Source organism: Bacillus cereus group sp. BfR-BA-01330 (genome assembly GCF_022663885.1).
Lineage (GTDB): Bacteria > Bacillota > Bacilli > Bacillales > Bacillaceae_G > Bacillus_A > Bacillus_A cereus.
This window is the reverse complement of the sequence record NZ_JAKUGK010000001.1, coordinates 125,118-137,427: the sequence shown is the minus strand read 5'-3', so window position 1 is coordinate 137,427 and position 12,310 is coordinate 125,118. Positions and strand designations below refer to the sequence as shown.

The following is a 12,310-nucleotide window of genomic DNA, read 5'->3' as shown; positions in this document are numbered from 1 at the left end:
TACTTTGGAAACATTTACAAAGTAGGAAATATGGTTCAAAATAGGAGGAAATAAAAAAACCCAAATTTATTCTTTTTTTGGGAAAACTGTAACAAGGAGAGTTGCTTATGCAGATCGCAGAAACTGGAGATATCATCGAATTTAAAGGTGGAATGCAAGGCCGTGTTCAAAAAGTAAATCAAAACTCTGTTATTGTTGATATAACAATTATGAAGAATTTTAGAGAACTAGATATGGAACCTCTTACAGTTGTAAGTCATAAAAACTATACTGTCATTAATCAAAATGCATAATATAATAGAAAGAAAGGGCCTGTATAGTATACAGGCCCTTTCTTTCTATTAACGATTATCAATTGTTTCCGGATATAGATCGTGGTTCATCATGCGGTAATCAGCCATTTGTTCATACTTCGTCCCTGGGCGCCCGTAGTTGCAGTATGGATCAATTGAAATGCCACCACGTGGTGTGAATTTCCCCCATACCTCAATATAACGTGGATTCATTAATTTAATTAAATCGTTCATAATAACGTTCATGCAATCTTCATGGAAATCACCATGATTGCGGAAACTAAATAAATACAACTTTAAAGATTTACTCTCTACCATTTTTTGCTCTGGAATATAGCTAATATAAATTGTTGCAAAATCTGGTTGTCCTGTTTTCGGGCATAAACTTGTAAATTCAGGACAATTGAATTTTACAAAATAATCACGGTTTGGATGATTATTATCAAATACCTCTAATATTTCTGGGCTATATTCAAATAAATATTTTGTATTTTGATTCCCTAGTAATGTTACATCTTTTAAATCTTCATCTAATCTTCCTGTCATTTTAAACATCCCTTCTCGTTATACGCCGCGCTTATTTCCCCATACTAACGCATGAAGCTGAGGCAATACTTTTGCATCATTCATCTCTTTACAATTTACAGCTTTATCAATCAGCCATTCATACTTATCTAATAATTTTTTTATAAGCATCGCATCATCCACTGTTTTTGTATCATCGTTTCCTACTTGTAAGAAAAATGGTACCTTTGGATAACGTTCGTGCATCTTAACTGCATATTCAAAATCATGATCATCGAATACTACTACTTTTAAACTAATATCTTTTCCTGCTAGTTTCTGAATAATAGCATCTAACCTCTGAAAATCTGTTTTCATCGTTGAACTTGGTGGTTTTGGAGAAATTGTTATCTCATCAATTTGAAGTAACCAATCTTGCCATTTACTCCCTTGCGTTTCAATTGCCGTTCGCATTCCATTTTCTTTTAATATAGAAAGAAGAAACTCAATATTTTTCAATAATGCCGGATTTCCACCTGAAATCGTAACATGAGAAAAATTTTCTCCTCCAATTGCAACAAGCTCATCCCAAATATCTTCTGGTGTCATCTGTCTAATTTGATCTTTAGCTGATCCATCCCACGTAAAAGCAGAATCACACCAAGCACAGCTATAATCACAACCAGCTGTACGGATAAACATTGTCTTTTGCCCTACAACCATTCCTTCACCTTGAATAGTCGGACCGAATATTTCTAAGACAGGGATTTTACTCACCAAGCATCCACTCCCGTCTTACTTCCGCATAACTAGTCGGCGTCTCAAATAAACGAACAAATTCAACGCGAGCTCCTTTATATTCGTTCACTCGATTCTCTTTTGTTAGTGCTTCTGCCATCTTTTCATAAATCCAAACGACCATATTTTCAGCAGTCGTATTCATTGCAGGTAACGTTTCGTTTAAATAACGATGATCTAGATAAATTTCTATTTCATTCTTCCAAATTTCTTTTATATCTCCAAAGTCAATTGCAAGACCTATTTCATTTACATATCCACTAATTCCAAATACAACTTTATATGTGTGACCATGTAAGTTTTTACATTTCCCTTCATAACAGTGTAAATGGTGTGCTGCATCAAATGTAAATTCCTTGCTGACCATTACTCTTTTATTATGGTATTTGAGTTGTTTACGCTGAATATCCTTGTCCATTTTTTGCAAATTCTCTACGATGCGAAATCCAAAAAAGTTATCCATTAGTTGTTCGCTCCTTCGCGTTCTTGTAGGTACGTATCTAATCCTGCTTTACGAAGTTGACATGCTGGACATTCACCGCAACCATCACCAATGATTCCGTTATAACATGTTAATGTTTTTTCTCGAACAAACTCAAATGCTCCAAGTTCATCTGATAATTTCCATGTTTCAGCCTTATCAATCCACATAAGTGGCGTGTGAATGACAAACGGGTAATCCATAGATAAATTTAAAGTAACATTTAACGATTTCACAAACACGTCACGGCAGTCTGGATAACCACTGAAATCAGTTTCACATACACCCGTTACAATATGACGTGCTCCAACTTGTTTTGCTAATACAGCAGCAAATGATAAGAAGAGTAAATTTCGTCCATCTACAAATGTCGATGGCAATTCACCTTCTTCATGTGTAATCTCCATATCCGTTCTCGTTAACGCATTTGGAGCAAGTTGATTTAATAGACTCATATCTAGTACCGTATGCTTTATTCCTAGTTCTTTTGCAATTTCCGCTGCACAATCAATTTCTAGCTTATGACGTTGATTGTAATTAAACGTTACAGCTTCTACCTCTGCAAACTGCTCTATTGCCCAAAATAAACATGTCGCACTATCTTGTCCTCCACTAAAAACAACAACTGCTTTTTCTTTTTTCATTTCACTCATTCTCCTTCTCTACTATAAATAAGAAGAAAGAACGTTCTTGAACTGTCACAATAAAAAAACAAAACAATACCTAAGTATATTGTTGTTTCCATAGTTTTTTATAGAGGGAGTTCGCGAACCTCTCCCGCGCGGTGCACGGAATTTCTTCTTTCATTGACATAGCTTATTGTAACATATTGTATACTAGCGTAAAAATTTCTGATTTTTCCGCTATTTATTATTTCATTTCTTTCATTTTATAGTATGATTAATTTAATATAAGAAGAGAGGAGGCATCCCACTGAAATCCTTTATTATTTATCTCTTTTTAAATATATTATTCATCCTGATTACGATGCTCGTATATCATTTATTTTGGAATCAAAAAGGGAAACGCTCTCCTAAATTAAATTCAGCTATATTCATTGTACTCTGTTGCCTCGCTACCGTACTCTGTATTACATTTGCAGCAAAAACAAATAATGGTTTTCAATTTGATATGCGCCATATTGTATTAATTGTCGGTACATTAACGGGAGGGCCTATTGCTGGTGGTTCTATCTTAGTTGTATTAAACATATATCGCTTATTATTAGGTGGGGTAGGTGTTTTCCCATCTCTTATCGGTTCTGTTCTTCTATTTATTGTTCTATTATTAACATATAAATTTTTCAATCGAACTTCTAATCGTATAAAAATAACACTTGCTATTATCTACAGTCTCACATACGGATTTAGTTGGATACCCTTCTTCCTTTCAAAGGTTACAAATAAGACTGATTATATACCGCATATTATTGTGTATGAATTATGTTCAATGCTTGGTACGATTCTAATTTTATATTTACTACACATATTACAAACTCAAGTTCGTCTCCAAAATGAACTTATAAATGCTGAAAAGTTTCATTTAATTGGTGAAATGGCAGCGTCTATCTCTCATGAAATTCGCAATCCATTAACTTCAACGAAAGGTTTTTTACAACTGTTACAATCAGATACATGCACTGAGCAGGAACGAAAATTATATATCGACATTGCCATTAATGGCATCGAACAAGCAAATCATGTTCTTACAGATTATTTAACCTTTGCTAAACCAAGCATTGAAAAAGAACAAACATTACAGCTAGAAGAAGAATTACTACATGCATTGTCGCTAATTACACCGCTTGCTAATTTAACAAATGTACGTACTCATTATATAAAGCAAAGCACTTCTTTTTTTATCGCTGGAGAAAAGCAAAAACTAAATCAATGTTTATTAAATATTTTAAAAAATTGCATTGAGGCTATGCCAAAAGGCGGTGATCTTTATTTCACATTAGTTCCTGATCATAAGCATATTCAGTTATATATAAAAGATACAGGAGTCGGTATGGATTCAGAACAAGTAAAACGTCTTGGTTCGCCCTTTTATTCAACGAAAGAAAAAGGTACTGGACTTGGAATGATGGTCGTATTCAGTGTTGTTCAAGCTATGAATGGAAAAATTGATATTATAAGTGAAAAAGGAATCGGTACAACCTTTTTATTAACTTTTCCACTCATACAAAAAACGTGATGAAATACTCATCACGTTTTTTCTGTTCCTTCAACTAATTCAGCAAAAGCTTTCACTTTTCCGTGCGGTTGTTGATTTTCTTTACGTGCTTTCCAGGCGCGCTCTTCTTCTCGCTTCTTCTTAGACATGTTTTTTCAACTCCTTCTTTTCTTTCTTATTTCTCCATGTAGTATTCCAAAATAAGAAAGAAAACTATGCACGTATCAAAAAAGAAGTGGTTTCCCACTTCTTCCACTTTAGCGTTGCAAAATTGCATGTTTCGCCTCTTTTAACTGCGTAAGATGTCTTTGTTCATGCAAATCAAGAAATTGAACCCATTGATACAAATTCAGATCATTAAAAACAGGATGCTTTAATCCATTTTCAAATAGATCTTTTTCATCTATAACACTATGAAGCGCGTGTAATAGTTCTTGGCGTGAATGTTCTAGCAATTGAATTCCTTGCTGTTTTTTCATTAAAGTTTCTGTTGGTTGCATTTGCTGAGGAGCTTCTCGTTTATGTGTGCGATCAAGCGTAAGTTGGAGGTCTTTAAATGGAGTCATGTTTCTTTCATTTTTTTGTAAAGCATATACAAGGGCAGACGTGACAGATTGTTCAACTAAATGCAAGTGGTGTAAAATTTGAATAATACTCCATTTATCACGGCGTGGCTTTACATTCACTTCTGTGTCATTTAACATTTCAATTTCTGATAATAGCGTGCTTCGAGTAGCCTGTAATGAGTTTACTAAACTTTCTAAACTTACATCCATATTAGATTGAAGCATACTTGTTCCCCCCTTTTGTTGGTGAAAAGAGGTGCTCCTTATTAGAAACACCCCTTTAGTATTCTGAATTTTCTTTTATTATCTCATCATTTTCCCATTATGTCGATGTTAAACATGTGAAAAAAAGCGCATGTTTTTTACAATTTTGTGTCGTCAATCGCATGTAACCATGCTTCAATTTCTGTAATAACACTTTTCACACAGCCTTCAGCAAATGGTGATGTTAAATTTGCAACCTCTACTAATTCTAAGAACGATTTACTTCCACCTTGTTGGCACAGATTCACATAATCTTCCCACGCCTCTTGTCTATTATCTCTTGCACGTTTCCAAAATTGTAGCGCACAAATTTGAGCAAGCGTGTAATCAATATAATAGAACGGTGAGCTATAAATATGCCCTTGACGTTGCCAAAAACCACCGCGCTCTAAATAATCATTCTCCTCATAATCACGATGTGGTAAATATTTCTTCTCTATGTTACGCCATGCTGTCTTACGCTCTTCAGGTGATGCTTCAGGATTTTCATATACATAATGTTGATATTCATCAACAGATACACCATAAGGTAAAAACAGAAGTGCTGAACTTAAGTGAGAGAAGTAATATTTATCTGCATCTTCTTCAAAGAATAGCTTCATCCATGGCCATGTAAAGAATTCCATACTCATAGAGTGGATTTCACACGCCTCATATGTTGGCCAATTATATTCTGGAATTTCAAATTTACGACTTTCATATACTTGGAAAGCATGACCTGCTTCATGTGTTAATACATCAATGTCACCAGATGTTCCATTGAAGTTTGAGAAAATAAATGGCGCTTTATAATTCTCAATATATGTACAATATCCGCCACCAGCTTTTCCTTTTTTCGCAACTAAATCTAATAAATCATTATCTAGCATGAAATTGAAAAATTCATCTGTTTCAGCCGATAACTCTTTATACATTGTCTTTCCATGATCAACAATCCAATCCGCATCTCCTTTTGGAGTTGGGTTACCTGTAGCAAACTCAAAGTTTTCGTCGTAATAAGCTAACTTCTCTACACCGATACGTGCTTGTTGTCGCTTTCTTAATTCCGTTGTAACGGGAACGATATAATCTAGCACTTGCTGACGGTAATTAGCCACCATCTCCGCATTATAATCTGTACGGTACATTCTTGCATATCCAAGTTCAACAAAGTTTTTGAAACCTAAAGATTTTGCGATTTTCGTTCTCACTTTAACAAGCTCATCATAAATACGATCTAGTTCTTCCTCATTTCCAGCTAAAAATCCGTAGTATGCTTCACTTGCTGCTTTACGTTCGCTTCTTTCTTTTCCTTGCATAAACGGAATCAGTTGCGATAACGTTCTTTCTTCTCCAGCAAAGTCAATTTTTGCAGATGCTAATAACTGTGTATATTGCGATGATAATTTATTTTCTAATTGTAAATCTTTCACGACTTCATCTGAATATGTTTTTAAATCACATTCTGCTAGAGCAAATAATTGTTTTCCATAATACGCCTCTAATTCTTCACGAAATGGAGAATTAATGAGTGCCTTATAATATTTTGTACCATATCCTTGTACAACTGGAGAGAATTCATCAAAGAAATCCTGCTCCTCCTTATAAAAAGTATCCGTCGTATCAACAGAATGGCGAATGTAACAAAGGTTTCCCATTGTACCAAAATCGTTGCGAATCTCATTAATTGAATGAATGACTTGTTTTTGTTCTTCTACAGTTTTTGCGTTATCAAACTTCTCTAAAGCAACAGTAAATTTCTCTTTTAACTCTTCAATATTTGGGCGTTTATATTCATAGTCTTTAAATGACATGAACGAGCCTCCTCTCCATTACATACCTTTATTATAATTCAATACGTATTCTTGAATTCCCTCTTAATTTTCAACAAATTTCGGCAGTGATTGCCCTGAGCTCATTACAAATAAAAAAGCCTTGGATTTATTTATCCAAAGCTCCTTTGGAACATATTATTTTTCATACTTCCCAATTTTTTTTAATAAATCAAGTAATTCATCTTTTTCATCTTTCGTTAACATTTCAAAAGACTGATGTATAACTTTCTCATGCCCCGGAAAAATAGAAGCAATAAAGTTCTCGCCAGACTCAGTTAATTGCGCGTAAATAACACGTCTGTCATTCGGACATGGAATTCTCTTTACTAATCCCTTTTTCTCCAGCTTATCTACAACATATGTAATGCTGCCACTAGCTATTAAAATACGCTCACCAATTTGCTGAAGTGGTTGACCGCCTTTATGATATAGCAGTTCTAATACAGCAAATTCAGTTGGATTTAACCCGTTACTTTGTATAGATTTATTTGTAGTATCCATAACAGAACGATGTACACGAGATAATGCAATAAATACTTTTAAAGATTGAGAAATATCTTCTCGTTCATTATTTGATGTCATACAACTTTCAACCCTTCACTTAAATTCTCAGCAATAAAAAGAAAATGCCAGTTCATACTTCCTGTGAATTCCGAATGAGCATTCACTCATCCATTTCCTCTCCCCTAATATATTAAGGATCATTCTTGAATAAAAACATGACAATTTTAACATAGTTTATATATAATGATAATAAAAAAAGAAGGAGTACCAAATTTGAAAGTCAAATTCCAAAGCATAATTGTATATATATTGCTTGTTATCCTACCGACAATAGGGATTGGTGCTACATTTTATTCGTATCATACATATAAAATGAAACAGGAAAACAAATTATCTGCTCATACAGTTCTCTTTTTATATAGAGATTATTTGGATCATCATCTTGGTGAAGCAATTTCTGCTTTAGACATGCTTGCAAAAGTTGTAGGCACCGAGACTGGTAATATAAATGGTATTAAACAAATTGTACATGATACAGATGGAAACGATGCACGCTTTTCTGGTCTATATTACGCTACACCAGAAGGAGTCATTACAATCGCATCTGAAGATGAATCAAAGCCTATAGATGTTTCAGACCGTAAATATATTCAAGACGCGCTCCAAACTAAAAAAACCACTGTATCATCAGTCATTACTGATCGCGTTCTTGGACATAAAGCTATTATGATTGCTGCCCCCATATTTAATAAACAGAAGGAGCTCTCAGGATTATTATTAGCTAGTTTACGCTTTGATTACATTTCATCTTCTTTAAATGCCATTAAACCACAATACCATTTTGAGGTAACTGATAAACATGATGTAGTTTTTCTAACCGATGATAATAACGACACAAGTGATACGCATTCTAATATGCTTACTACCCCACTCCAAAGATTAAATTGGAAGGTCTCTGTTTCTCCATTACCTATTCATCAAAAAACCTTATACCAGTGGGTTGCAATAGAGTGTATAGCTACTTTATTTTTAATGTCTATTTTATTTTTACTTGCTCAATATATGTTGTTAAAACGTCAAACAAAAATTGAAAGGCAACAAAATGAACTACAAAAAATTGAATTAGTTGGAACTTTTGCAGCGAGTACAGCACACGAAATCCGTAATCCTCTTACTGGAATTAAAGGACTCGTCGCTCTATTAAAAGAGAAATATAAAGATGAGCAAGATCAGTTCTACTTTTCCGTAATTGAACAAGAAATAGAGCGAATCAATGAAATTGTAAGTGAATTTCTTATTCTCGGAAAGCCAACCGCCATCATCGAACAAACGTATGATGTAAGAAAAATTCTAAATGAGGTAGCATTAATTATTCAATCTGAGGCGAATTTACATAACATTGTATTCCATTTACATCTGCCAGACCATCCTGTTCATATCCGTTGTTCGAAAGACCATATGAAACAAGTGGTTTTAAACATTACAAAAAATGCAATTGAGGCCATGACTTCTAGTGATACACTAACCATTGTAGTAAAAAACAATGAAACACACGCACAATTGCAGATTATAGATACTGGAAAAGGGATTCCGCAACATATTCAAAAACACCTCTTTCATCCGTTCTTTACTAATAAAGATACTGGAACAGGTCTTGGACTTGTCATATGTAAACGAATTGTAGAGATGTATAATGGGCATATTTTTATTGACAGTACAGAAAACGAAGGAACAACAGTTCATATCGAAATTCCGTTACACATAGTATAATTATCCTTATCCTATAAGGGTAATTATACTTATTTCATAAAACCAGCCACAAGCATTCGCCAAAAATTATTTGATTTTCCTTCATACCCGATTTGGAAAATAGGTATTTTTATAATTGAAAACCATTTCGGTGTTTGTTTTTCTTTATAACATTGATATTGTAAAATAAGCTTGTCCAATTCTTGACTAACTTGAATTGTCTCCCTACTATTTAGCCCACTTGTTAATCCTAGTTGAATCATTTCTTCACGTTTCATATGAATATCACGTGAAAGCTTTTCTAATGTGTACTTCCTTTTTACAGTAAACATCCATATCCCCCTTATTATACTTCCATGCTCTTAACTTCACTTCTCCATTGACTTTTTTAACTACTTAATCATATGCAAATTTGAAGAATCAGAAATTTTAACATTTTCTCCCTGTAATTTACAAATCTTTACCCTCACTTTGAGAATTATTACAAATTATTCTATCTTTGTAAATACATTCGCAATAATAGACATTTTTTTCATCTTGTTTTTTTATAAATGCTACGTAAACCGGGGATTCTTAATTTTCCACCTACTTTTCTTCGACATTTTTTGTTTAATTTATATAAAAAAGCAAAACATAATGATGATTGATAAAGTGAAACTTTAATCAGTGTTTTTTGTTCAGCCCCCACTGATTATTAGCATTCACCAATCGGGTAGGCAGTGAATCTCCCACCTATCCAGCCCAATGTTGAGGTGGGAGTCTTACTCCCCACAAATAGCGGGATAACAATAGAAAGGAAATATTTATATGCGAAAATATACGATTGCATTATTCATCATTGTTTTGTTTTTACCGTCCTTCTTATTTCCTATTCAAGCAAATGCTCATACGAATAAAGTTGCTATTGTCATTGATGATTTCGGAAATAATATGAAGGGGACTAATCAAATGTTATCACTTCCCATTCCACTCACTGTTGCTGTTATGCCTTTTCTTCCTTCCACAAAAGAAGATGCAATAGCTGCCCATAAGAAAGGCCATGAAGTTATTATACATATGCCAATGGAACCTATAAAAGGTAAAAAAGAATGGCTTGGGCCGAAAGCAATTACAACTGATTTAAGCGATGAAGAAATAAACAACCGACTTGAACAAGCGATTCAAGAAGTACCGCATGCAATTGGAATGAACAATCATATGGGGTCAAAAGTAACAGCGGATGAAAGAATTGTTCGCCTTATACTTGCTGCTTGTAAAAAACACGGTTTATTTTACTTAGATAGTAAAACGAATCCTAATAGTGTCGTCCCAAAAATCGGAAAAGAATTAGGAGTTCCTATTATTGAAAACCAACTATTTTTTGATGATGTGTATACAGCAGGACATATTTCAAAACAAGCCCAATTACTCATCAAAAAAATTCAAGAAAAACCTATTATGGTAGCTATCGGGCATGTGGGCCCTCCAGGTGAAATTACATCACGCGTTATTGAAACTTCTATCCCTAAAATTCGTGAGCATGCAGACTTTATTTTCTTATCTGATCTAGCATTATCCCCGCCTCCTGTTTCAAAATAAAGTTCATTACTCACATAAAGTGAAACTTTAATCAGCCCTCACCAATTGGGCTTTTATGGGCAATCCGTCCCCCCACTTAACTTCTTTACTTGCGCTGAATTTTGAGGCTCGGATTTTACTGCCCACAAATGGCGGGACAAAAAAGTACCTATCTATATATAACAGATAGGTACTTTTTTTAACTTAAATATAATCTACATGACTCACTCTGAATCCTTTTTTCTCTATTTTTCCGATTAATTGCTTTAATCTTGTTTCATCTAACTCATCTGATATATTTACAATAACGCGGCGGATATATTGATCACCGTTATCTAACGTAAATAGGCCACCGATATTATATGCTTTTAACAATGTCCCAAGCTCTTTAATCGTTCCCTTACAATCTTGTGTTGCAATTGTTAATATATAACCACCTGTTCGCATACCAAATGAATCTTCAATAACATCAAATATATTCGAATGCGTTAACATACCGACAAATTCATTATAATCATTTAGCACGGCTAAAAACGGAAGCCGACGAATTACATAAAAAGCTCTGAAGAATGAATCCTTTTCAAAAATAAATGCATTGGAATCATCAAGCATATCCCCTGCACTTACATGCTCTAATCCGCTATTGCATTTTTTTTCTAATAAATCTACTTTATAAATAATCCCCGTGAATTTCTTCTCATCTTCTGCTAATACCGGGATGGCTCGAAATCCCGTTTCGTTCATCATTTGCAGTGCCTCTTCACCAGAATCATTTATCTTGCAAAATGTTACTTGCTGCTTTGGCAGAAAATGATATTTAACTCGCAAAATATGTTCCTCCTTACATGTCAACATGTAATCTATATATAATAAGGAGACCTATATTTTATGAGTGAAATTATTTTTAAAACGCTTTCATTTGTTTATTAACTTGTATCCATATCACATCCATTTTTATATAACAGAGCTCCTTGCACCCTTAATCATTAATAACTTTACATGGTAGTTCATTAAATATTCTATACCCTCTAGCCATTTTTTCGCTTCTTCTGGCGTTTTTCCCCACACAATCATGCCGTAATTATGAACAAGAACTACTCCTCCACCTTCAATGAAATTCGGAACATTGCTTTCTAATAAATCAGCGAATTTTTTTTCATCTTCTACAATTGGAATTGTCATTTCTGTTATACCTTCTTTTCCGAAAACACGCTCCACACTGCGTTTATCGAACGTTACTTCTCCTTCTTCCCCATATAACTCTGATATTAAATGACTATCTACAGTCTGCACTTGTAAAATACATCCTGCACTACTTTTTTTATAAATATCCGCATGCATAAATGACTCTGCAGCTGGTTTTTCTTCATTTTCAAATACTGACTCGCACATGCAATTTACGACAATAAAATCTTCTTCCGAAAATAGCCCTTTATCTCTTCCCTCAACATTTACTAAAAATGTTAACGGCTCTTTTGACGTACATAGCGATAAGCTAATTTTGGTACCATAAAACCAATCACGAAGTGCCAATTCAGATTTCACATCTTTTAATTCATTCCATTTCTTCAGAAAAAATAACATTTCGTCACCCCCGGCATAATA

The 12,310-nt window shown here is 34.0% G+C and carries 15 protein-coding genes and 1 riboswitch; of the genes, 4 read left to right on the top strand and 11 right to left on the bottom strand.

All coding sequences use genetic code 11. The features are described 5' to 3' along the window. Positions 1-107: 107 nt before the first annotated feature. The gene (locus MR112_RS00720; RefSeq protein ID WP_001165082.1) at positions 108-293 is read left to right on the top strand and encodes a YkvS family protein; all 186 of its coding nucleotides are present in this window, start codon (positions 108-110) and stop codon (positions 291-293) included. A 48-nt stretch (positions 294-341) separates the two neighbouring features. On the opposite strand, the gene queF is transcribed toward MR112_RS00720, so the two are convergent. The 4 genes from queF to queC are packed head-to-tail and all read right to left on the bottom strand — an operon-like array spanning position 342 to position 2,720. Then, a complete protein-coding gene (gene queF / locus MR112_RS00715; protein WP_242244720.1) occupies positions 342-839 on the bottom strand; it encodes a preQ(1) synthase in 498 nt (165 codons plus the stop codon). 18 nt (positions 840-857) lie between these two features. Continuing rightward, on the bottom strand, positions 858-1,574 hold the full coding sequence (gene queE / locus MR112_RS00710; protein ID WP_000036294.1) for a 7-carboxy-7-deazaguanine synthase QueE: 717 nt from the start codon (positions 1,572-1,574) through the stop codon (positions 858-860). Continuing rightward, the gene (queD, locus tag MR112_RS00705) at positions 1,567-2,058 is read right to left on the bottom strand and encodes a 6-carboxytetrahydropterin synthase QueD (RefSeq protein WP_242244719.1); all 492 of its coding nucleotides are present in this window, start codon (positions 2,056-2,058) and stop codon (positions 1,567-1,569) included. The genes queE and queD overlap by 8 nt, the downstream gene beginning before the upstream one ends. Continuing rightward, positions 2,058-2,720 (bottom strand): 7-cyano-7-deazaguanine synthase QueC, encoded by a 663-nt coding sequence (queC, locus tag MR112_RS00700; RefSeq protein WP_242244718.1) that lies wholly within the window; start codon positions 2,718-2,720, stop codon positions 2,058-2,060. The genes queD and queC overlap by 1 nt, the downstream gene beginning before the upstream one ends. 93 nt (positions 2,721-2,813) lie before the next feature. Then, positions 2,814-2,857, bottom strand: a riboswitch (PreQ1 riboswitch). A gap of 206 nt (positions 2,858-3,063) precedes the next feature. Here queC and kinB point away from each other — a divergent pair. After that, positions 3,064-4,272, top strand: coding sequence for a sporulation sensor histidine kinase KinB (gene kinB / locus MR112_RS00695; RefSeq protein WP_048655979.1), 1,209 nt, complete (start codon positions 3,064-3,066; stop codon positions 4,270-4,272). 11 nt (positions 4,273-4,283) lie between these two features. Here the strand turns inward: kinB and MR112_RS00690 are convergent, their stop codons facing one another. From MR112_RS00690 to MR112_RS00675, 4 genes are all read right to left on the bottom strand, one after another. Beyond that, positions 4,284-4,400, bottom strand: a complete 117-nt coding sequence (locus tag MR112_RS00690; protein ID WP_000038355.1) for a DUF6254 family protein — start codon at positions 4,398-4,400, stop codon at positions 4,284-4,286. A 108-nt stretch (positions 4,401-4,508) separates the two neighbouring features. Continuing rightward, complete coding sequence (locus MR112_RS00685; RefSeq protein ID WP_000941961.1) at positions 4,509-5,042, bottom strand: DinB family protein; 534 nt, start codon at positions 5,040-5,042, stop codon at positions 4,509-4,511. 137 nt (positions 5,043-5,179) lie between these two features. Next, positions 5,180-6,874: a M3 family oligoendopeptidase gene (locus MR112_RS00680; protein WP_000008577.1), complete on the bottom strand. Its 1,695-nt coding sequence runs from the start codon at positions 6,872-6,874 to the stop codon at positions 5,180-5,182. A gap of 156 nt (positions 6,875-7,030) precedes the next feature. Next, a complete protein-coding gene (locus MR112_RS00675; RefSeq protein WP_000203336.1) occupies positions 7,031-7,477 on the bottom strand; it encodes a MarR family winged helix-turn-helix transcriptional regulator in 447 nt (148 codons plus the stop codon). A gap of 195 nt (positions 7,478-7,672) precedes the next feature. Between MR112_RS00675 and MR112_RS00670 the strand changes: the two genes are divergently transcribed. Beyond that, on the top strand, positions 7,673-9,169 hold the full coding sequence (locus MR112_RS00670) for a DUF3149 domain-containing protein (RefSeq protein ID WP_000865068.1): 1,497 nt from the start codon (positions 7,673-7,675) through the stop codon (positions 9,167-9,169). A gap of 29 nt (positions 9,170-9,198) precedes the next feature. Here MR112_RS00670 and MR112_RS00665 read toward each other — a convergent pair whose 3' ends face one another. Beyond that, positions 9,199-9,480 (bottom strand): aspartyl-phosphate phosphatase Spo0E family protein, encoded by a 282-nt coding sequence (locus MR112_RS00665; protein WP_000495536.1) that lies wholly within the window; start codon positions 9,478-9,480, stop codon positions 9,199-9,201. 475 nt (positions 9,481-9,955) lie between these two features. Here MR112_RS00665 and MR112_RS00660 point away from each other — a divergent pair, with 475 nt between their 5' ends. Then, positions 9,956-10,726, top strand: coding sequence for a divergent polysaccharide deacetylase family protein (locus MR112_RS00660; RefSeq protein ID WP_001234107.1), 771 nt, complete (start codon positions 9,956-9,958; stop codon positions 10,724-10,726). A 183-nt stretch (positions 10,727-10,909) separates the two neighbouring features. Here MR112_RS00660 and cbpA read toward each other — a convergent pair whose 3' ends face one another. Continuing rightward, entirely contained in the window at positions 10,910-11,533 is a 624-nt protein-coding gene (cbpA, locus tag MR112_RS00655; RefSeq protein ID WP_001264208.1) for a cyclic di-AMP binding protein CbpA, read from the bottom strand. Positions 11,534-11,659: 126 nt separating this feature from the next. Continuing rightward, positions 11,660-12,289, bottom strand: coding sequence for a class II aldolase/adducin family protein (locus MR112_RS00650; RefSeq protein ID WP_000896006.1), 630 nt, complete (start codon positions 12,287-12,289; stop codon positions 11,660-11,662). Positions 12,290-12,310 lie beyond the last annotated feature (21 nt).

What these genes read in the sequence shown, in the direction of transcription:
- MR112_RS00720 (WP_001165082.1), top strand. Translation starts at nt 108, where the DNA reads ATGCAGATCGCAGAAACTGGAGATATCATCGAATTTAAAGGTGGAATG.
- queF (WP_242244720.1), bottom strand. Translation starts at nt 839, where the DNA reads ATGACAGGAAGATTAGATGAAGATTTAAAAGATGTAACATTACTAGGG.
- queD (WP_242244719.1), bottom strand. Translation starts at nt 2,058, where the DNA reads ATGGATAACTTTTTTGGATTTCGCATCGTAGAGAATTTGCAAAAAATG.
- queC (WP_242244718.1), bottom strand. Translation starts at nt 2,720, where the DNA reads ATGAAAAAAGAAAAAGCAGTTGTTGTTTTTAGTGGAGGACAAGATAGT.
- kinB (WP_048655979.1), top strand. Translation starts at nt 3,064, where the DNA reads ATGCTCGTATATCATTTATTTTGGAATCAAAAAGGGAAACGCTCTCCT.
- MR112_RS00690 (WP_000038355.1), bottom strand. Translation starts at nt 4,400, where the DNA reads ATGTCTAAGAAGAAGCGAGAAGAAGAGCGCGCCTGGAAAGCACGTAAA.
- MR112_RS00685 (WP_000941961.1), bottom strand. Translation starts at nt 5,042, where the DNA reads ATGCTTCAATCTAATATGGATGTAAGTTTAGAAAGTTTAGTAAACTCA.
- MR112_RS00680 (WP_000008577.1), bottom strand. Translation starts at nt 6,874, where the DNA reads ATGTCATTTAAAGACTATGAATATAAACGCCCAAATATTGAAGAGTTA.
- MR112_RS00675 (WP_000203336.1), bottom strand. Translation starts at nt 7,477, where the DNA reads ATGACATCAAATAATGAACGAGAAGATATTTCTCAATCTTTAAAAGTA.
- MR112_RS00665 (WP_000495536.1), bottom strand. Translation starts at nt 9,480, where the DNA reads ATGTTTACTGTAAAAAGGAAGTACACATTAGAAAAGCTTTCACGTGAT.
- MR112_RS00660 (WP_001234107.1), top strand. Translation starts at nt 9,956, where the DNA reads ATGCGAAAATATACGATTGCATTATTCATCATTGTTTTGTTTTTACCG.
- MR112_RS00650 (WP_000896006.1), bottom strand. Translation starts at nt 12,289, where the DNA reads ATGTTATTTTTTCTGAAGAAATGGAATGAATTAAAAGATGTGAAATCT.